Origin of the sequence: Bradyrhizobium tropiciagri (genome assembly GCF_018130545.1) — a bacterium.
In the GTDB taxonomy this organism is placed as follows: Bacteria; Pseudomonadota; Alphaproteobacteria; order Rhizobiales; family Xanthobacteraceae; genus Bradyrhizobium; species Bradyrhizobium tropiciagri_A.
This window is the reverse complement of the sequence record NZ_JAFCKF010000002.1, coordinates 560,668-579,336: the sequence shown is the minus strand read 5'-3', so window position 1 is coordinate 579,336 and position 18,669 is coordinate 560,668. Positions and strand designations below refer to the sequence as shown.

The window sequence follows — 18,669 nt, the reverse complement described above, 5'->3', positions numbered from 1 at the left end:
TCACTCACTCGTTCCTGTCTTGACCTTCACGGCAGCCTCGAGCTTGTCGAGACGCTCATGCAATTTCTTGATGTCGCCTTCCACGGCAGCTTCGGCGGCCGGCGATGAAAATCCCCATCCGCGCTCGGGACGATACGCCATGGCCCAAATCCAGAGGAACGGCCACAACACGTGCAGCATAAAGAGACTGACCCACCCGGCGGCATGAATGGCGTCTTCATGAGGATGGTGACGGGATCTCGCAATCTGCGCCGGAATGTCATGGATTGCGATGACGCCATAGAACATCATCACGATGATGAAGAGCAGCAAGCCCAACGCGAACCAGTTCAGGCCAGGATCAAGGTTATCGAACATCCGGCTGTCTCGCCCTCTGCATGCAAATGTCCGCCACGAGCCTGCGACACCGTCACCGATCTCCCCTTGATTCAGGTCAACGCGCTAAGCGGAAGCATTTCCCACAGCCAAGAATGGCTCAGCTGGACTGACCTATTTGCCGCGCGACTGAGTCTTCGAGCCACGAGCGAACATGTCTGCAATTGGCCCTTAGCCGACATACACAAGCGCGCCTCCTTTGTCCGCTTCTGACGGTAATGCTGACTTCGTTCGGCGAGCGGATTTATGAGTACACGCCCTGGTGTTTCATTGATTTTGACTCTTCGGGTGTAGCTGGACAGGCGCAGCGGAGTTTGTCGCGGGGGGGGCGCCATGAATAATCTCGATATCATTCGGCCCGCGATCGTGTTGGCGTTGTTCACGTTGGCGGTTTTGCTTCTGATGGGGATCAGGAGAGGCCTGTCCAAGGAGACGACCGCAGACGACTACCGGTTCGGCGAATCGCATCGGGTGCCGCCTTCGGTCAGCGTCGTCAACCGCAACTACATGAACCTGCTGGAATTGCCGGTCCTGTTCTACGCGGCCAGTCTCCTGATCCTCATCCTCCAGAGGTCCGACACCGTTTTTGTGGGACTGGCCTGGACCTATGTTGCGCTACGCATCGGTCACAGCGCTGTCCATCTGACGTACAACCGGGTCCTTCATCGGCTGCTGATTTTCGTGGCGAGCAATGTCGTGCTCGTCGTCATGTGGCTTCGCATCCTGTTCATGACCTGGTGAAGACAATCGACCGTCTGCTCACCGCAAATGGCTGCTGCCTGCTCGGCTCCTCTTGCCACAGCGGTGGCTGAGCGCGACTTCATCTCCGTACCTCACGGTGACGGTCTCGCCGACCTCCAGCAATGCAAGAGGAACAGGGGAGGTAAAAGGTTTTGCCGGTCGCGCTTGATCTGCTATTCCGGTTGTGGGAAATGCCCGGAGCAACCACTTGGCTGCATCGATCCAATTTCACGAATTCTGCGCGATCCCGACGCTGCCGGGTTTCTCGATCGTTAGGAAAGACGTGGCGAATGACGGTTCGCTACTATTCCTGTTTGCCGAAACGTCCGGCACCAAATCCCTGTTTGAGACCTACAAGCGAGGTATTGGGGAATTTCCGCGAACGCGAACAGAGGTGCCCGCGCGCCTTTGTCTCGTGAGAACGACGTCAGAAACTTCGCAGACGATCGAACTTCCCTCACTCAATTTGACCTTTCCCCACGTCGACATCTTCCCCGATGGGCGAGTCCTCGTCGCCGGGCCGCGATGCGCATGGCGGGGCGAAGGCGATTTCGACTTGAACGGTGCGATCATTCAGCCTGAGACCGGGACGACAACACGGATACTTCTGGGCGATGGCATAAGCTCCGCGCAGATCGACGGCCTGGGGCGAATCTGGGTCGGTTATTTCGACGAAGGCGTGTTCGGCAATTTCGGATGGGGTGGAATGAATGGGGCGGCGCCTGTCGGAGCCGCGGGGCTGGTTTGTTTTTCGGATTCGGGTGAGAAACTCTGGGAGTTTCCCGAGAGATCAGCTCGCGCGATCTCCGATTGTTATGCGCTCAACGTGTCCGGCACCGATGCCACGGTCTTTTACTATACCGATTTTCCGATCTGTACGATCGGCGAAGGCTACAAACTGACATTCCGCAAGACGAATCTGGCTGGTTGCAATGCACTTGCTGTCTCCGAAACCGAAGCTCTTCTCTCGGGCAAGTATAACGACCCGCCGGATGCCGCATATCGCGGCAAACTGACCCCACACGAGTTGTCCGATATCAAGCGACTGCGCATGATTATGCCGGATGGATCAGTCCGATCCGAAGGCCAGCTAACGGCGCGCGGCAACTCATTCTACCATTTCGACGCCGAAAAGGTCTGCTGTCTCAGCCTTGACTAGTGCGGCAGCGTATCCGCGTCAGAATCCCGCGACGCTGCCGTGCAGATCGTATTCGTCGGAGCGCTCGATCTTGGCGGTGACGATCTCGCCGACCTTGAGCGGACGACGACTGGTGAGATAGACGGCGCCGTCGATCTCGGGTGCATCGGCCTTTGACCGACCCTTGGCGACCGTCGGGCCGACCTCGTCGATGATCACCTGCTGGCGGGTGCCGACCTTGCGCTTCAGGCGTCGCGCAGAAATCTTCTGCTGCCGGGCCATCAGCGCATTCCAGCGCTCCTGCTTGACCTCGTCAGGCACGGCATTGCCAATCGCGTTCGACGTAGCGCCGGCGACCGGCTCATATTTGAAGCAGCCGAGACGGTCGATTCCGGCTTCATCGAGCCAGTCGAGCAAATAGGCGAAATCGGCATCGGTCTCGCCGGGGAAGCCGACGATGAAGGTCGAGCGCAGCGTCAGCTCGGGACACTGCTCGCGCCATTTCTGGATCCGCGCCAGCGTCTTCTCCTGTGCCGCCGGGCGCTTCATCGCGCGCAGCACGTCGGGGCTCGCATGCTGAAACGGGATGTCGAGATAGGGCAGCACCTTGCCCTCGGTCATCAGGCCGATGACCTCGTCGACATGCGGGTAGGGGTAGACATATTGCAGCCGCACCCAGGCACCGAGCTCGCCGAGCTCCTTGGCGAGGTCAAAGAATTTCGCGCGCACGCTGCGATCCTGCCACGAGCTCTCGGCATATTTCAGGTCGACGCCATAGGCCGAGGTATCCTGCGAGATGACGAGCAATTCCTTGACGCCGGCCTTCACCAGCTTTTCGGCCTCGCGCAGCACGTCGTTGGCCGGCCGCGACACCAGGTCGCCGCGCAGCTTCGGAATGATGCAGAAGCTGCAGCGGTTGTTGCAGCCTTCGGAAATCTTCAAGTACGCGTAGTGGCGCGGCGTCAGCTTGACGCCCTGCGGCGGCACCAGGTCGAGATGCGGGTTGTGCGCCGGCGGCAGCGCGCGGTGCACGGCGTCCAGCACGCTCTCATATTGCTGCGGCCCCGTGATCGACAGCACGCCGGGGTAGGCGGCCTCGATCTGCTCCGGCTCGGCGCCCATGCAGCCGGTGACGATGACCTTGCCGTTCTCGGCCATGGCCTCGCCGATCGCCGCCAGCGACTCCTGCTTGGCGCTGTCGAGGAAGCCGCAGGTGTTGACGATGACGATGTCGGCGCCATCATGCTTGCGCGCGAGCTCATAGCCTTCCGCGCGCAGCCGGGTGATGATGCGCTCGGAATCGACCAGCGCCTTGGGGCACCCCAAGGACACAAAGCTCACTTTCGGCGTGGCGGCCTCTTGCATATCTCTGAATCTGCCTGATTGATGGGCAGGAGCTAGTCCCAATTGCCGAGAATTACAACCCTTTCCCGGGCCTTCCGGCATGATATGGATGCGATTGCCGGGTTCTTAAGAGTTGTCGATGAGCGCTGAATCGTCTCCCAAGATCGTCATAGTCGACGAGAGCCCGATCCGTGCGGCCATCCTGGAGGAGGGACTTCGGGAGGCCGGCTATACGGACGTGGTCCATATCAGCGAGATGCAGAGCTTGCTCTCGCGGATCTACGCGCTCGACCCCGATATCATCGTCATCGACCTCGAGAACCCCAGCCGCGACGTGCTGGAACAGATGTTCCAGGTCAGCCGCGCGGTCCGCCGGCCGATCGCGATGTTCGTCGACCAGAGCGACGCGGCCTCGATCCAGGCCTCCGTGGAGGCGGGCGTCTCCGCCTACATCGTCGACGGGCTCAAGAAGGAACGGATGAAGCCGATCCTCGATCTCTGCGTCTCGCGCTTCAACGCCTTCGCCAAATTGCAGGACGAGCTTGACCGCACCAAGCATGCGCTGGAGGAGCGCAAGGTGATCGACCGCGCCAAAGGCATCCTGATGAAGGTGAAGGGGCTGACCGAGGAGGAGGCCTACGTGCTGATGCGCTCGACCGCGATGCGCGAGAAGAAGAAGATCGGCGAGATCGCGCAATCGATCCTGACGGCGTCGGAGCTGCTCAAATGACCACACCCTTGCGCATCGGGTTCATTCCGCTGGTGGACGCTGCCGCCCTGATCACCGCCGTCGACAAAGGCTTTGCCGCGACTGAGGGCCTCGACGTCACGTTGGTGCGGGAAGTGTCGTGGTCGAACGTCCGCGACAAGCTCAATATCGGCCTGTTCGACGCCGCCCATCTGCTGGCACCGGTTGCGATCGCCTCGAGCCTCGGGCTCGGCCACGTCAAGGTGCCGATCACAGCCCCCTTCAATCTCGGGCTCAACGGCAATGCCATCACGGTGTCGCCGGCGCTGCACGCGGCGCTGATGGATGAGCTCGACGGCGACCGCTTCGACCCGATGGCGACCTCGCAGGCGCTGGCCCGTGTGGTCGCGAAGCGGCGCAAGAGCGGGGCCGAGCCGTTGACCTTCGGCATGACCTTTCCGTTCTCGACCCACAATTATCAATTGCGGTTCTGGATGGCGGCCGGCGGCGTCGATCCCGACGAGGACGTCCAGCTCGTGGTGCTGCCGCCGCCCTACATGGCCGACAGTCTCGCCAACGGCCATGTCGACGCGTTCTGCGTCGGTGCGCCCTGGAATTCGATCGCGGTCGATCTCGGCATCGGCCACATCCTGCATTTCGTCTCCGACATCCTGCTCAGCGCGGTGGAGAAGGTGCTGGCGGTGCGCCAGAGCTGGTCGGAGAAGCATCCCGATGTCGTGGCGTCGCTGGTACGCGCGCATCTGCGCGGCGCCGAGTTCATCGAGCAACCGGAGAACCGCGGCGAGGTGGCGCGCATCCTCAGCTCACCCGAACGGATCGGCGTCGATGCCAGCGTCATCCAGCGCACGCTCGACGGCCGGCTGAAGATCTCGCCCGACGGCACCATGCGTGAGAGCAGCCGCTATCTGCTGGTCGGGCGCGAGGCAGCAGCGCGGCCCGATCCGGCGCAAGCGGCCTGGCTCTACGCCCAGATGGTTCGCTGGGGCCAGACGCCGTACCGGCCGGAGGCGCTGAAGGCCGCGATGGCCGTGTTCAGGCCCGACCTCTACGACGCCGCGTCAGGACGCCCGCCAGGCGCCTCCCACGCCATCGGCGCGTTCGCTGGTCCGCCGTTCGATCCGGTCGACGTCCCGGGCCATCTGGCGGCCTTCAAGATCGGGCGCTGGAAGCCCTGAACGCGGCGGAGCGGCCGCCACTGCTTTACCTCCGGCTACTTTGCATGGGGTTGTTTTCGAGATTTTCGGTACTTGCGGGACTGGCGCGGGTTCCCGGCGCCTCGAATTGCAACGAATAAGATTCTCGGGGCAACCCGCGAGGAAGAATATTCCTCTGGGAACCAGGTTCCCCGAGGGTGTGGCGTCACTATTTTTGCCACCCGCTTGAATTGCGTCGCGAACGATATTCCATATGCCCGAGAATGGGGCGTTGGAGATCGACCATGCGCGAGCTATCGGCGGAAGCCCGCCTGCACTTTTACGCGCGACACGTTTCAAGGAAGTCCGGGACCGGCGTTCACACCGCGGCGCTGTACAGCGCTTTTGCGGTCATCGCAGCCATCGTGTTCGGCACGCTGTCCGTCCACCCGTTTTGAGGCCCTGAGAGAACTGCAAAACCGCCGTCTGATGTCCTCAGGCGGCGGCTTTGTTTTGGCTGAATGCTGATGGCTCAGTAGCCGTAGCCGCGACCATACCCGTAGCCATAACCATAACCATAACCACCACCGCCGCAGGTGTTGCAGGTCTGCTGAACCGGCGCGTAGTACGAATAGCCCGGCGAGACCATCTGGGTGTGCTCCTGCGTGGCGTATTGCGGCGCGATGCGCTCATAGGCGACGCCTTCAGGCGCGACCATCACCGTCTTCGGCACCATCACGGTACGATACTGCGCCGGCGTACGATGCGCGATGACGCGGCCCGGCGACACCATCACGGTTTCCTGCACGGTGCGATATTGCGGCGGCACCGTCTGCACTTGGTAGCAGGTCGTGCAGGGCTGGGGCGGCGGCGTATAGCAGCTGTAGCAGCCGGCGGACGCGGCGCCGGTGAAGGCGACGGTGGCAACCGCGGCAATTGCGAGGGAGAGGCTGGTGCGGAACATGCTTTGGTACCCAATTTCCTGAGAGGACAATCAAAGGCTCGGAAGCTGCACCTAGCAATCAAACGGCAAGTTTGGGTTTAAGAAGACTCTTAACGGAATCTAAAAGGGCCGGCGCGGCGGCCGGCCCTTGCTGACTGATGTGTGGATGCCTCAGTGCGCAGTCTTGAACGGCGCAACCGTGATGCCCGCCTGCTTCAGCGCTGCGCGCAGATCGCGCGCGATCTCGACGGCGCCATGCGTGTCGCCGTGGATGCAGACGGTATCGGTCTGCATCTTGATCACCTTGCCGGTGACCGAGACAACCGCGCCATCCTGCACCATCCGCACCACGCGCTCGGCGATCGCCTTGGGATCGTGCAGCACTGCGCCCGGCTTCTTGCGCGACACCAGATTGCCGTCGTCCTCATAGGCGCGGTCGGCGAACACTTCATGCGCCATCCGCAGATTGGCAGCTTCGCCCGCGCGCACCAGCTTCGAGTTGGCGAGCACAACGAAGATGAGATTGCGGTCGACCGCCTTGATGGCATTGGCGATCGCCCTTGCGGTCATGTCGTCCTCGCAGGCGACGTTCGAAATCGCGCCATGCGCCTTCACATGGGTGACCTTGTGGCCGGCCGCGGTCGCGATCGCCTGCAACGCGCCGATCTGGTAGGCGATCAGGTTCTCGATCTCCGACGATGTCAGTCCCGGCATCGGGCGGCGGCCAAAGCCATGCAGGTCGCGATAGCCGGGATGAGCACCGACACTGACGCCGCGCGCCTTCGCGAGCTCGACTGTCTTCCTCATGATGTCTGCATCGCCGGCATGAAAACCGCAGGCGACGTTGACCGAGGTCGCAAGCTCGATCATCGCGGCGTCATTGCCCATTTCCCAGGGCCCAAAGCTTTCGCCGAGATCGCAATTGAGGTCGATGGTTGAGGTCATGACATCAGATCCGATTATTGTTCGTGTTGGCTCTACTGCTTGAGCATGATCTTGTCGGAAAACCGCTTCGCACTTTTCCGGATCATGCTCTATGGCACTGCAACTTGCCAGGTCGCGGCGTCCATTGCGCTGACGGCCTGACCTGCGACGTTTGCATCCCTCAACGCCTCGATGTTGAGACCGAAATCCTCGATGCCGCGGAGGCGGTCGGGCAGAGACCGCAGCAGTTCGTGGAACGTCTTCGCTTCCGCCTGCGCCTCTGCCATCGTTACCGCCTTGAAGCGGAACGGCCGGCCGGCCGAGATCTGCGCGAAGCGGCCGAAATCGGCCGTGATCACGGTCGCGATCTTCGGATAGCCGCCGCTGGTGCCGCGGTCGGGCATCAGCACGATCGGCTGGCCGTTGCCGGGCACCTGGATGCTGCCGTTCACAGTGCCGTCGGAGACGATGTTGTGGCCATCGCGATGTTTTATCACCGGGCCTTCGAGCCGGTAGCCCATGCGGTCGCTGGTGGCCGAGATCTTCCACTCGCTGTCTGTGAACAGCTTCTTGTTGTCTTCGGCGAACTCGTCGTCCTGCGGGCCGAACAGGATGCGGATCGGCGCGTCGGCGGCTGCCGGCAATTCGATGCGGTGCTCGGGCGAACCACTCGCGGCTTGTGTCTTCAATTCGTCGCCGCTTTGTAGCGGCCGCGTGTAGGGGCTGCCGAGCCCGGCGCGGGCATTGACGGCAAGACTGCCGAACATCGGCTCACCTTCAATGCCGTGCTCGATCGCGAGATAGCTGAACGATCCGCCGCGCGCGAAGCCAAGGTTGAGCGTCTCGCCATCTGCGAGCGTCGCCGAACTGTCGAACGCAACCGGCCGACCTCCGATGTCAGCATTGCGCGGCGCGCCGGCGAGCCCGACGCGCACGGCGCCGCCGCGCGCGGTAAACGTGGCGCCGAACGGGCCGATCTCGACCGCGGCAGCGAAGGGCTGATTGCCGACCAGCGTGTTGGCGGCGGCCAGCGACAGCCGGTCCATCGCGCCGCTCGGCACCAGGCCATAGCGCTGCGAGCCTGGACGACCCGCGTCCTGCACCGAGCTTGCGGGACCAATCGAGGTGACGACGAGCTTGCTCATGGCGTCACCAGTTCTGCGACGAATTCGCCGGCCTCGGCGGCGCGGTCCTGTTCGGCAAAGGTCTTGGCGTCGATCGCCGTGAAGGTGATGGCATCGCCCGGCTCCAGCAGGAAGGTCGGGTCGCGATGCAATTGGTAGGTCCTCACGGGAGTGCGGCCGAGCAGGTGCCAGCCGCTCGGACCGGCCAGGCACTGCACGCCGGTCTGGATGCCGCCGATCGAGATGGTGCCGGCCGGGGTCAGCAGCCGCGGGTCCTTGCGCCGAGACATGTGCAGGAATGTCTCCAGCCCGCTGAGATAGGACCAACCCGGCGTGAAGCCGATCATGGCGACGCGATAGTCGCCGGCGACGTGGCGCGCGACGATGTCATCCGGCGTGGTGTGGAGTGCCTTCGCGACATCCTCGAGGTCGATGCCGTGCTCGCCGCCATAGGTCACGGGAATACGCCAGCGCCGCGTTCCGGTCTCGGTCGGCAGCGCCCTGGCGGCGCGTGCCAGCAACTGCTCGCCGAGCGCATCGAAGCCGATATGCACGGGATCGTAATGCACCAGCAGCGAGCGGTAGGTCGGCACGGTCTCGGTAATGCCGGCGATCGGCTCGGCCGCGATCACGCGGTCGAGCGCAAGCACCCGCCGGTTGGCGGCGTCATCGATGGTGCGGCTGAATTCCACCGTGACGGCGCTGTCGCCGCTCGGCAAAAGGCGGGGAGGACTTAAGGGTTCGGCCATTGGATCAAGCAGGCTTCGGTCGCCATCAAGCTAGCGTGTTTCGAGGCAAAACGGAATTCGCTTCGTGCAAAATGATGCAGCAACTTCAATAAATTAATCAGCACGCCGGCGATAAATTCAGATGATCGCAGGATTTTCGTTCAGCCCTTGACGCAACGCCTTTGCCCGGCAACATGCGCCGGTCTTTTTCCTCCCATCGGAGCAAGCTTTCCAGATGTCACTGTCCACTGAGGCGATCGCGACGCTGTCGCACGTGTCCACCGCCACCATCACCACGGTCCTGCTCAAGAAGGGCCTGCGCAACATCTGGATGCGCGGCACCAAGCCGCTGAAGCCCGGACAGAAGCGGCTGGTCGGACCCGCCTTCACGCTGCGCTTCGTGCCGGCCCGCGAGGACCTGGCGACGCCGGAATCCTGGTCGTCGCCGATCTCGACCCGCACCGCGATCGAGGCGATGCCGGCGGGCTGCATCGCCGTGGTCGATGCCATGGGCATCACCGATGCCGGCATTTTCGGCGACATTCTCTGCGCGCGCATGGTCAAGCGCGGGGTGACGGCACTGATCAGCGACGGCGTGGTGCGCGACGTCGAGGGCGTGCTCGGCACCGGCCTGCCGGTGTGGTGCGACGGCTACGCCGCGCCGCCGTCGGTCGCAGGCCTGACCTTCGTCGGCTGGGGCGAACCGATCGGCTGCGGCGGCGTTGCCGTGTTTCCGAATGACATTGTCGTGGCCGACCAGGACGGCGCGGTGCTGATCCCGCAGGCATTCCTCGATCACGTGCTGGCCGAAGGGCCGGAGCAGGAACGGATGGAAGCCTGGATCGTCAACGAGGTGAACAATGGCGCCCAGCTGCCCGGCCTCTATCCGATGAATGCCGAGACCAAGGCGCGCTACGCCGCGACCAAGAAATAACGTCAAGAGAGGGAGGTAACCCCATGGATATCCACGTTTCCGGCTCGCGGCCGACCCGCCGCGCGCCGAAGGAGAACTTCACCGGCAGCGTGCTGCAGGACCCGATCAACATGGCGCCGGCACCGGCACGGCTGAACGCCTCGCGCGTGTCGTTCGAGCCCGGCGCACGCACCGCCTGGCACACCCATCCGCTCGGGCAGACGCTCTATGTGATTTCGGGCATCGGCCGCGTGCAGGCCAAGGGCGGCCCGATCCGGGAAATCCGCCCCGGCGACGTGGTCTGGATTCCGCCGAACGAGAAGCACTGGCACGGTGCGTCGCCTGATAACAGCATGACCCATATCGCCATGCAGGAGGCGCTCGACGGCGTCTATTCGACCTGGATGGAGCACGTCACCGACGAGGAATATAACGGCAAGGTCGGCTGATACGCAGCTGCGAGCTCAAACGAAAAGCCCCGCTCCTGAGCGGGGCTTTTGCTTTTTGCGCGGCGTCGATCAGTTCGTCCGCGTCCAGGTCTGGCCACCGCAGAACATGCCGCCGAATGCGCAACCCTGGACACGCAGCGTGTCCGGGCTCTTCATCGCGATGGTGGAATCGTAGCTGCTGCCGCTGTTCGGATCGAAGATGCGGCCGCTCCATTTGTCCTTGCCGGGCTTCATGTTGATCAGAACCTGCTCGCCATTGGCGTTCGACTTCTTGTCGACCGAGTAGCCGCAGAGATTGGCGCCGCATTGCTCGATGCGGACCTTGCCTTCCTTCTCTTCGGTCAGCCAAAGGCCGAGCGGCGAATTGGCAGCTTGCACCGGGTTCGCTGCCGGCTTGGGTGCAGGCGCGTTCGGCGGAGCGGCACCAACAGTTGGCGCGGTGACGAGCTTTGCCGCCGGCGCAGCGTCCTGCTGCACAGCGGGCGGAGCGGGTGGTGGTGACGGTGTGGTCGCTGCTGTCGCCGAAGGTGGCAGCGGCGCGACGGCTGCGTTGGCAGGTGCAGTCGTTGCCGCTGGTGTCGGGGCAGCAGTCTGATCAATGGTCGCCGCAGCAGGCGCTGGCGCCGCAGCGGGTGGAGCAGCCGGCGCGGCTTGAGAGTCCGTCTTGGCTTCCTTCGGAGCCGTCTCGCGCTTCTGCTCGGCGTCCTTGCTCCTGACACGCTTGGTGTGGCGGCCGGTATTGTCGTAGACGCCGGGGATCGAAACCGTGCCGCGATCGGGATCGATGCGGATGGTGCGGCCGCCGTAGTCGAATGTGTATTGCGCCTGCGCTGCGGCCGTGCTCGCGAGCACAAGCGTGGCGATCGCCAGAAGCTTTCTCATCTCGACCTCCGCCGCAGGGAACCCGGTTCGCAAGGCTATCCGGTGACCGCCTCGCTGAACGTGTCCCAAATCACGGTCAGAACATGAGTCGTGCCCTCGCGGTTGAGGTTCAAATCCCTGGATCGCGGTCTGGTTTCAGGCCATGCAGCAAATTATGCGCGTGTGTGTTTGACGCCGGCTATTCGAACCACGCGGCATAGATCTTTGCGTAGCTGCCATCTTCGCGCGCGATATGAAGCCACTGGTCGACGAACGCTTTCAAGGCGACGTCGCGCTGCATCCAGTAGGCTTTTTCGGCGAAGTCGAACGGCTTGTCGGGATGCACGGCGCAGAGCACGCCGGGATGCAGCTTCTGCTGATAGCGCGTCTCGGACGCGTCGGTCATCATCAGGTCGGCATCACCCTTGGCGATCTCGTCGAAGATCCTGGTGTTGTCGTTGAATACGCGGATGTCGGCGGCCTTCACATGGGCGCGTGCGAAGCGCTCATTGGTGCCGCCGGGGTTGACGATGACCCGGGTGCCGGGCTTGTCGATCTCGGCGATGGTGTCGTACTTGCCTTGGTCAGCGCAGCGCGCGATCGGTGTCTTGCCTTCGCGCATGATCGGGGTCGAGAACAAGCCCTTCTTCTGCCGGTCGTAGGTGATGGAGATGCCGCCCATCGCGATGTCGAAATCGTCGGCTTCAAAATCCTTCATCATCTGCGGCCAGGATGTCGGCACGAACTCGACCTTGACGCCGAGCGCCTTGCCGAGCGATTGCGCCATATCGACGTCGAAGCCGCGGAACGTCGTGGTCTCCTTGTCGAGCGCGGTGAAGGGCAAATAGTCGCCGGTCATGCCGACGCGCAGCGTGCCGCGCTTGACGATTTCATCGAGCCGGGACGGCGTTGACTGCGCATGCGCAGCGGACAGGAGCAAGGTGAGAGCGAGTCCGACGAGCGCGCGAAACATCGAAATTATCTCCATCCGTGTTTTTTGCGATGCCTACGAGCGCGTGGTGTCTCAGGCTTCGTTGTTGTCCTTGCGCGCCTGAAGGGCGGTCGCGGTGCGGCTGATGATCTCGTGCCTGAAATGCTCGAAGCGGCGGCGCGCTTCGGCCTCGCGATCGTCGACGAATTTGATCGCGGCGTCCCTGTCCATCGGGCCGTTGACCAACGGGGTCGATCCTTCGCCGACGGTTTCGTCGACAAAGTATCGGCCGCCGTCCTCGCGCACCGTCCAGCGAAAGCGCAGCGCGGCCATCGGACCTGGGCCTGACTTAGAATAGCCGTTGGCCTCGATCGGTTGGGGCGGCGGGATCGGCTCCGGCTCGCTCGGCTCTGGCTCGCTCAGCGCCGCTTCGACCGCTGCGGGTTCGACGACCTCAGGTTCGCGAGCCTCGGGTTGGCTTGGCTCCGGCTGTTCGGCAGGCTCGGACTGTTCAACCGGCGGCGGCTCGACCGCCGAAGGCGCGGCCGGTGCGGCCTCGGTGGATACGGTCGTAATGGACACGGTCTCCACGGTAACGATCTCCACCGATGTCGGTAGGGGCGGCGGCATCGCGATGGAGACCGGCCGCTCCTCGGCGGGCTCGGCTGCCTTGTCCGACGTCTTGTCGGATGATTTGGCCTTCTCGGGAGGCGTCGTCGTCTGATCGAGAATGCTCGCGATCGCGGCGAGCGCATTGTCGGTCGGGTCACTCACGGTTCGGCCTCCCAGGCATGACGCCGACGGAATCGCGCCGACGCCGTTCCTATCTACCTGATCTGACTATCCTTTGTCAGCTAGGCGCAGACCGGCGGGCGCCGGTCCTTCCAGGGCCGGACCTGTTCGAGCTGGCCGGCGAGGCGGAACAGCAGGCCTTCCTCGCCGAGCTTGGCTGCGAACATCATGCCGAGCGGCAATCCGGCCTTGTTCCAGGCCAGCGGCACCGACATCGCCGGCTGGCCGGACATGTTGAACATCGAGGTGCCCGGCATGTAGCGGCGCAGCACCGGCGCAATGTGGGTGAGGTCCTCGGACATCGTGTTCAGCTCGCCGAGGCGAAGCGGCGGCGCGCACAGTGTCGGGCTGAGGAAGATGTCGCAGCCCTCGAAGAATGTCGCGAGCCCGCGCGAGATCTGGAATGCAGCAAGCTGCGCCGCGACGTAATCGGCCGGGGTCATCTTGGCCGAGTTCTGACCGCTGGCGAGCGTCAGCCGCTCGACATCGTCCGACGTCAGCGTGCGCCCGACGCGCTGCTCGAGCAGGCGGATCGTCAGCGCTGTGTTGCCGCCGACGATCGTCGTCATGGTTGCTGCCGGATCGGCCGCAAGCGGCGGGGCTCGCTCCTCGACATGATGGCCGAGGCCCGCCAGCAGCTTGGCGATGTCGCGGACCGAAGCGGCGATCTCCGGATCAATGGCGTCGCCATAGGGCGACTTGTCGGTGAAGCTGATGCGCAGATGACCGGGATCGCGGCCGACTTCCTGCGAGAACGGCCGCTCCGGCGCCGGTGCGACGTAGAGGCTCGACGGCTCGGGCCCGTGGATCGCATCCATCATGACCGCGCTGTCGCGGACGCTGATGCTCAGCACATGGCCGACGGAGAAGCCGCCCCAGCCTTCGCCGCGATCCGGACCGCAGGGGTTGCGGGCGCGCGTCGGCTTCATGCCGAATACGCCGGAGGCGGAGGCGGGGATTCGGATCGAGCCGCCGCCGTCACTGGCATGTGCGACGGGAAGGATGCGTGCAGCGACCGCTGCACCGGCGCCGCCCGACGAGCCGCCGGAGGAGTGTTCAAGATTCCAGGGATTGCGGGTCGGACCGAACAGACGGGATTCCGTGGTCGGCATCAGCCCGAATTCCGGGCTTGAGCTTTTACCAAAGATCGTAAGCCCGGCGTCGAGGAAGCGCTGCGCCAGCGTGCCGTTGTGGTCGGCGACGAAGTCCTTCAGCAGGCTGGCGCCAGAGGTGGTGCGTGTGCCCTCGAGCAGATCGAGATCCTTGAGCAGGAACGGCACGCCGGTGAAGGGGCCATCAGGCAAACCCTTGGCGATCTGGCGCTCGGCGTAGTCGTAATGCTTGACGACAACCGCGTTGATCTTCGGGTCGACCGCGGCCGTGCGGGCGATCGCCTCGTCGAGCAATTCCTTCGCGGTCACGTCCTTCTTGCGGACGAGCTCGGCGAGACCGACCGCATCGTAGTTGCCGAATTCCTTGAAAGCCATGTGCATGCTCCGCATCGCCGGGCCGATCTTGCGGGATCGGCCACAGCGCAAGTGAGGAAGGCTGAAAGCTCAGCCGAGGACGTCCTGGTTGATCACGTTCTGGCGCAGCGGTTTGCCGTCCAGCACGCTCAGGATATTGCGCGCGGTCTGCTCGCTCATGCGATCGACCGCCTCGACGGTCACACCCGCCACGTGCGGTGCCATGATCACGTTGGGCAAAGCGTGCAGCGGCTGGCCGACCGGCGGCGGCTCGACCTCGAACACGTCGAGGCCGGCACCGGCGAGCTTGCCCGACACCAGCGCGTCGTGCAGCGCCTTCTCGTCGACGATGCCGCCGCGGGCGGTGTTGATGAGATAGGCGGTCGGCTTCATCAGGCGGATCCGCGCCGCGTTGAACAGGCCGACGGTTTCGGGATTCTTCGGGCAATGGATCGTGACGAAATCCGCTCGCGGCAGCGCCGCCTCCAGGCTCGGCACCGCCTCGCAGCCGGCCGCGGTGATCTCGCTCGCGGGCTTGTAGGGATCGTACACCAACACGTTCATTTCCATCGCCAGGCAGCGCTTGGCGGTGCGGGTGCCGATGCGGCCAAAGCCCACGATCAGCACGGTCTTGCCGTAGAGATCGAACGGCAGCACGCCGAGGCGGCTCGCCCAGGTGCCATCCTTGACCATCGAATGCATTTCCTGCGCGCGCTTGGCCAGCGTTAGCATCATGAACAGGGCCTGCTCGGCGACCGACGGCGAGTTCGCGGTGCCTGCGACCATCAGCGGCACCTTGCGGGCAGATAGCGCCGGCACGTCGACGGCGTCATAGCCGACACCGATCCGGGTCACCACCATCATGCCCTTGGATGCTTCCAGCTCGGCTTCGCCGAACCGGGTGGCGCCAAGTGCGACGCCATGGACCGGCGCGTGCTGCTCCAGCATCGCCTGAAAGTCCTTGGCCGAGATCAGGTTGGGAAATTCGATGAGTTCTACGTCGTCCCGCTCGTTGAGGAGCACCCGCGCTCCGGGAGACAGAGTCTGGGTGATGAAGATCTTCTTCTTGTTGGTGGCCATTTCCTGCCCTTGAGGTATCTTGTACGCCGTCAAAGGACGGCGCCGGTCACCTCGTTTAGCAAATGCATATTGTTGAGGTCCACAGCCAATCGGAGCGGGCTGCCATCCTGGGCGCCGGCATTGGGACTGACCCGACCGCAGACCTGGCTGCCCTCTAGCGTGAAATAGACCAGGGTCTCCATGCCCATCGGCTCGGTGACGTCGAGCATCGCATCGAACGGTTCGACGCCGGGCTCGGCATGCGGCCGCGCCTCCAGGACATGCTCGGGCCGGATCCCCAGCAACAATTTGTCGCTGCGCGAGAGCGCCTGGTAGCGGGCGGCGCGCGCCGGCGGCAGCGTGAAGGCGAGCCGGTCGGTCAGCCGCACGTTGAGCTTGCCGCCGACATCCTCGAGCCGGCACGGCACGAAATTCATCGCGGGCGAGCCGATGAAGCTTGCGACGAACTTGGTCGCCGGCTTGTGATAGAGCTCATTGGGCGTACCGATCTGCTCGATCTTGCCGTGGTTCATCACCACCACGCGGTCGGCCAGCGTCATCGCCTCGACCTGGTCGTGGGTGACGTAGACCGTCGTGGTGCGGACCTTCTGGTGCACCTTCTTGATCTCGATCCGCATCTGCACGCGCAGCTTGGCGTCGAGGTTGGAGAGCGGCTCGTCGAATAGGAACACCTTCGGATTGCGCACGATCGCCCGTCCCATCGCGACGCGCTGGCGCTGGCCGCCGGAGAGCTGCTTCGGCTTGCGGTCGATCAGGTCGGTGATGTCGAGCATGCGGGCGGCTTCCGTCACCCGGCTCTTGATCTCGGCCTTGGGGTAGTTCTTCAGCCGCAGCCCGAACGACATGTTCTCGGCGACGGTCATGTGCGGGTACAGCGCATAGTTCTGGAACACCATCGCGATGTCGCGATCCTTCGGCGGCACGTCGTTGACGACGTCGCCGCCGATCATGATGTCGCCGTCGGAGATGTCCTCGAGGCCGGCGATCATCCGCAGCGTCGTCGACTTACCGCAGCCGCTCGGACCAACCAGCACCACGAACTCATGGTCGGCGATGTCGAGGTCGATGCCGCGCACCGCCTCGACCTCGTCGTAACGTTTCACCACCTTGCGCAAGCTGACGTCGGCCATAAGTTCAACCCTTTGTCGCACCGGCGGTCAGGCCGGCAATGTAGTAGTCCATCAGGAAGGCGTAGATGATCAGCGGCGGCGCAGCGCCGAGCAGGGCGCCGGTCATGATCTGTCCCCAGTTGAAGACGTCGCCCTTGATCAGGGTGGTGATGATGCCGACCGGCAGCACCAGCTGGTCGGTCGAGGTGGTGAACACCAAGGGATAGAGGAACTGGGCCCATGACACGGTGAAGGCGAAGATCGTCGCCGCGATCAGGCCCGGCAGCGCGACCGGGATGAAGATCCGGGTCAGCGTCTGGAACCAGCTCGCGCCGTCGATGATCGCGGCCTCGTCGAGCTCCTTCGGGATCGAGGCGAAATAGCCGATCATGATCCAGGTGCAGAACGGCACCGTGAGCGTCGGATAGATGAACAGCAGAACGTACCAGCGATTGACGAGCTGTATGCCGGTCCAGTCGCCGAACACCGCGAACATCTTGAACAGCGGAATGAACAACAGGCTGTCGGGGATCAGATAGGTGAGGAACACTCCGGTCGCGAGCGTCGCCGAGCCCCAGAACTTCATCCGCGCCAGCGCAAAGGCCGCCGGCACGCTGATCAGCATCGTGATGGTGACCACGATGATGGAGACCCAGGCCGAATTCCAGAAGAAGCGCAGGAATTGGTTCGACGTCAGGAGCTCAATGTAGTTGCTGAATGTCGGATGGTAGACCCACCACGGATTGGTCGCCGCTGAAATCTCCGCGCTGCTCTTCAGCGACGTGATCAGCATGTAGAACGGCGGTACCAGCGAGAAGATCGCAAACAGCGTCAGGAAGAAATAGGACCAGCGCAACGCCCAGGTCCGATCGCGGCTCATGCTGCCGTATTTGACCTTGCGGGTCGGGCCCGATTTGTCGATCGTCACCGTGCTCATCAGGATTCATTCCCGCGTTTGGTGATGTCGCGCAGGATGAAGATCGCCGCGACCGCGAGGATCGGCACCATGAACAACGAGACGCTGGCGCCGAGCGGAATGTCGCTGCCCTCGATGCCGACGCGGAACGCCCAGGTGGCGAAGATATGGGTGTGGTCGAGCGGCCCGCCCGCGGTCAGGATGCGCACGATGTCGAAATTGGCGAAGGTCACGATCAGCGAGAACAGCGTGGTGATCGCGATGATGTTGCGCATCATCGGCAGGGTCACGTACCAGATCCGCTGCCACCAATTGGCGCCGTCGATCGCGGCCGCTTCATAGAGCTGCTCGGGCACCGATTTCAGCGCCGCCAGATACATGATCATGAAGAACGGCGCGCCGTACCAGACGTTGACCAGGATCACCGAGAAGCGCGCCCACATCGCGTCGCCAGTCCACGGGATCGGCCCGATGCCGAAGAACGACAGTGTGTAGTTGAAGGCGCTGTAGGAGGGGTCGAACAGCCACAGCCAGGCCAGCGTGCTCATGGCCGGCGGGATCACCCATGGCACCAGCAGCATGCCGCGCCACTTGCGCTGCTTGTTGGCTGGGACGTTGTGCACGAAATGCGCGACGATGAAGCCGATCAGCGCCTTGAAGACCACCGCGGAGATCGCGAAAATGCAGGATTGCTTGACCACCAGCCAGAAGGTTTCGCGCTTGAACAGGAATTCGAAATTGCCGAAGCCGACGAACTTCGTCATCGCCTTGTTCAGCGTCGCGAGGTGCACCGAGTAGATTGCCGGATAGATCACCAGGATGGCGATCAGGAGGATCAGCGGCAGGGTCATCAGGAACGCCGACATCGACTTGCGCCGCAGCGCATTGCGAAGCCCGACGCGCCTTCGTCTTGTCTGAGCCGCAGCTGCGCGGTTGGGTTGGAATGCGACATCAACCATAACGCTGGTCCCTCGCGCGGGTTGGTTGCAGTTC

At 63.5% G+C, this 18,669-nt stretch carries 21 protein-coding genes; 7 read left to right on the top strand and 14 right to left on the bottom strand.

Going from position 1 to position 18,669, the window contains the following annotated elements; translation table 11 throughout:
- The gene (locus JQ616_RS09310) at positions 1-357 is read right to left on the bottom strand and encodes a DUF3302 domain-containing protein (RefSeq protein WP_212013841.1); all 357 of its coding nucleotides are present in this window, start codon (positions 355-357) and stop codon (positions 1-3) included.
- 351 nt (positions 358-708) lie between these two features.
- Here JQ616_RS09310 and JQ616_RS09305 point away from each other — a divergent pair, with 351 nt between their 5' ends.
- Positions 709-1,116, top strand: coding sequence for an MAPEG family protein (locus JQ616_RS09305; RefSeq protein WP_212013839.1), 408 nt, complete (start codon positions 709-711; stop codon positions 1,114-1,116).
- A gap of 208 nt (positions 1,117-1,324) precedes the next feature.
- The gene (locus JQ616_RS09300) at positions 1,325-2,275 is read left to right on the top strand and encodes a hypothetical protein (protein WP_249136598.1); all 951 of its coding nucleotides are present in this window, start codon (positions 1,325-1,327) and stop codon (positions 2,273-2,275) included.
- 18 nt (positions 2,276-2,293) lie between these two features.
- Here JQ616_RS09300 and rimO read toward each other — a convergent pair whose 3' ends face one another.
- Positions 2,294-3,619, bottom strand: a complete 1,326-nt coding sequence (gene rimO, locus JQ616_RS09295; protein WP_212013837.1) for a 30S ribosomal protein S12 methylthiotransferase RimO — start codon at positions 3,617-3,619, stop codon at positions 2,294-2,296.
- A 118-nt stretch (positions 3,620-3,737) separates the two neighbouring features.
- On the opposite strand from rimO, the gene JQ616_RS09290 reads away from it, so the two are divergent.
- The 3 genes from JQ616_RS09290 (at position 3,738) to JQ616_RS09280 (ending at position 5,898) form a co-directional block, all read left to right on the top strand.
- Positions 3,738-4,328: an ANTAR domain-containing response regulator gene (locus JQ616_RS09290; RefSeq protein ID WP_074130515.1), complete on the top strand. Its 591-nt coding sequence runs from the start codon at positions 3,738-3,740 to the stop codon at positions 4,326-4,328.
- Positions 4,325-5,482 carry a CmpA/NrtA family ABC transporter substrate-binding protein gene (locus JQ616_RS09285; RefSeq protein ID WP_212013835.1) on the top strand — a complete coding sequence of 386 codons (1,158 nt, stop codon included), beginning with the start codon at positions 4,325-4,327 and terminating at the stop codon, positions 5,480-5,482. Before JQ616_RS09290 ends, JQ616_RS09285 begins: the two co-directional genes overlap by 4 nt.
- A 263-nt stretch (positions 5,483-5,745) precedes the next feature.
- Entirely contained in the window at positions 5,746-5,898 is a 153-nt protein-coding gene (locus tag JQ616_RS09280) for a hypothetical protein (RefSeq protein ID WP_212013833.1), read from the top strand.
- A gap of 74 nt (positions 5,899-5,972) precedes the next feature.
- Here the strand turns inward: JQ616_RS09280 and JQ616_RS09275 are convergent, their stop codons facing one another.
- From JQ616_RS09275 to pxpB, 4 genes are all read right to left on the bottom strand, one after another.
- The gene (locus JQ616_RS09275) at positions 5,973-6,404 is read right to left on the bottom strand and encodes a hypothetical protein (RefSeq protein WP_212013831.1); all 432 of its coding nucleotides are present in this window, start codon (positions 6,402-6,404) and stop codon (positions 5,973-5,975) included.
- Between the two features lie 150 nt (positions 6,405-6,554).
- Positions 6,555-7,328 carry a LamB/YcsF family protein gene (locus tag JQ616_RS09270; RefSeq protein ID WP_212013829.1) on the bottom strand — a complete coding sequence of 258 codons (774 nt, stop codon included), beginning with the start codon at positions 7,326-7,328 and terminating at the stop codon, positions 6,555-6,557.
- A gap of 89 nt (positions 7,329-7,417) precedes the next feature.
- Positions 7,418-8,452, bottom strand: coding sequence for a biotin-dependent carboxyltransferase family protein (locus JQ616_RS09265; protein WP_212013827.1), 1,035 nt, complete (start codon positions 8,450-8,452; stop codon positions 7,418-7,420).
- Complete coding sequence (pxpB, locus tag JQ616_RS09260) at positions 8,449-9,180, bottom strand: 5-oxoprolinase subunit PxpB (protein WP_212013825.1); 732 nt, start codon at positions 9,178-9,180, stop codon at positions 8,449-8,451. The genes JQ616_RS09265 and pxpB overlap by 4 nt, the downstream gene beginning before the upstream one ends.
- Positions 9,181-9,394: 214 nt before the next feature.
- On the opposite strand from pxpB, the gene JQ616_RS09255 reads away from it, so the two are divergent.
- Positions 9,395-10,093: a ribonuclease activity regulator RraA gene (locus JQ616_RS09255; protein WP_212013823.1), complete on the top strand. Its 699-nt coding sequence runs from the start codon at positions 9,395-9,397 to the stop codon at positions 10,091-10,093.
- 23 nt (positions 10,094-10,116) lie between these two features.
- The gene (locus JQ616_RS09250) at positions 10,117-10,521 is read left to right on the top strand and encodes a (R)-mandelonitrile lyase (protein WP_146985948.1); all 405 of its coding nucleotides are present in this window, start codon (positions 10,117-10,119) and stop codon (positions 10,519-10,521) included.
- Between the two features lie 69 nt (positions 10,522-10,590).
- Here the strand turns inward: JQ616_RS09250 and JQ616_RS09245 are convergent, their stop codons facing one another.
- The 8 genes from JQ616_RS09245 to JQ616_RS09210 all read right to left on the bottom strand — a co-directional run bounded on the left by JQ616_RS09245 (position 10,591) and on the right by JQ616_RS09210 (position 18,635).
- Positions 10,591-11,403, bottom strand: coding sequence for a DUF2147 domain-containing protein (locus JQ616_RS09245; RefSeq protein WP_212013822.1), 813 nt, complete (start codon positions 11,401-11,403; stop codon positions 10,591-10,593).
- A gap of 178 nt (positions 11,404-11,581) precedes the next feature.
- A complete protein-coding gene (locus JQ616_RS09240; RefSeq protein ID WP_249136597.1) occupies positions 11,582-12,355 on the bottom strand; it encodes a transporter substrate-binding domain-containing protein in 774 nt (257 codons plus the stop codon).
- 51 nt (positions 12,356-12,406) lie between these two features.
- Positions 12,407-13,087 (bottom strand): hypothetical protein, encoded by a 681-nt coding sequence (locus JQ616_RS09235; RefSeq protein WP_212013820.1) that lies wholly within the window; start codon positions 13,085-13,087, stop codon positions 12,407-12,409.
- Positions 13,088-13,167: 80 nt separating this feature from the next.
- On the bottom strand, positions 13,168-14,592 hold the full coding sequence (locus tag JQ616_RS09230) for an amidase (protein ID WP_212013819.1): 1,425 nt from the start codon (positions 14,590-14,592) through the stop codon (positions 13,168-13,170).
- 69 nt (positions 14,593-14,661) lie between these two features.
- The gene (locus tag JQ616_RS09225; protein ID WP_212013818.1) at positions 14,662-15,651 is read right to left on the bottom strand and encodes a hydroxyacid dehydrogenase; all 990 of its coding nucleotides are present in this window, start codon (positions 15,649-15,651) and stop codon (positions 14,662-14,664) included.
- Positions 15,652-15,680: 29 nt separating this feature from the next.
- The gene (locus tag JQ616_RS09220; RefSeq protein ID WP_212013817.1) at positions 15,681-16,781 is read right to left on the bottom strand and encodes an ABC transporter ATP-binding protein; all 1,101 of its coding nucleotides are present in this window, start codon (positions 16,779-16,781) and stop codon (positions 15,681-15,683) included.
- Between the two features lie 4 nt (positions 16,782-16,785).
- Positions 16,786-17,697, bottom strand: a complete 912-nt coding sequence (locus tag JQ616_RS09215; protein WP_212013816.1) for a carbohydrate ABC transporter permease — start codon at positions 17,695-17,697, stop codon at positions 16,786-16,788.
- Positions 17,697-18,635 (bottom strand): carbohydrate ABC transporter permease, encoded by a 939-nt coding sequence (locus tag JQ616_RS09210; protein ID WP_212013815.1) that lies wholly within the window; start codon positions 18,633-18,635, stop codon positions 17,697-17,699. Before JQ616_RS09210 ends, JQ616_RS09215 begins: the two co-directional genes overlap by 1 nt.
- Between the last annotated feature and the right edge of the window lie 34 nt (positions 18,636-18,669).